The sequence below is a fragment of the Escherichia sp. AM3 genome, from assembly GCF_032029835.1.
GTDB lineage: Bacteria > Pseudomonadota > Gammaproteobacteria > Enterobacterales > Enterobacteriaceae > Escherichia > Escherichia coli.
Genome location: NZ_JAVUPQ010000438.1, coordinates 1 through 788 on the forward strand (window position 1 = coordinate 1; position 788 = coordinate 788).

General features: G+C 36.8%; 1 protein-coding gene. It reads left to right on the forward strand.

The window, feature by feature from the left end; genetic code table 11:
• Positions 1-57: 57 nt before the first annotated feature.
• Positions 58-788, forward strand: a 731-nt coding sequence (locus RTW80_RS26435) for a DUF262 domain-containing protein (protein WP_312721051.1), incomplete at its 3' end; no start/stop codon positions are given.

Consider the following 788-nt stretch of genomic DNA (forward strand, 5'->3'; position numbering starts at 1 on the left):
TTTTGCGTACGCGTTATAGTTTTCTTCCAATCAACTTACAATTAAAGGAACGAAAACATGACTACACTCAAAGAACTCAAAGAAGAGCTTGCTCAGATACAAGATGAACACGCTAAGAACAGAAAAAAGGCTGAAATTGCAGCTTTAACCGCTTCCGCTGACAATGAAATCAGACTCGCTCAGAGAAACATTGGATACAATGTACGTGAGTGGACCGTTGAAGTCATTATTCAAAAGTATGGTGATAATATTGAAAATGACAAAAACGAGCTTTTTATTCCAGATTATCAACGTGATTACAAGTGGGATACAAAAACAGCCTCTCGCTTTATAGAAAGTATTCTATTAGACTTTCCAATACCTTACCTTTACATTGCTGATGTATTTAATGAAGACCCTGAATTAGATGGTAGGGTAGAAATCCTTGATGGTTCACAACGGATACGCTCTATTTATTATTTTTGGAACGATCACTTTGAGTTAAAGGATTTGAAAGAGCTTAAAAGTTTAGAAGGTTTCAAATTTTCAGATCTTTTAGCTAGCCGCCAAAGAAGATTTTTAAGAGCTTCACTAAGATTTATTGAGTTGAAAGGTGATGTTGAGGAACAACATAGAAGAGATTTATTTGAAAGGATCAACTCAGGTGTTAAAAGATTAGAAGCGATGGAAGTGAGGCATGGCTCAGATGCTGCTACCTCAATGTTCTATAAAGATGTTGTGACCCCATGCTCAACAAACTCACTTTTTTCCCAACTAGCTCCATTATCAGACCGGAAACGGTCGAATGG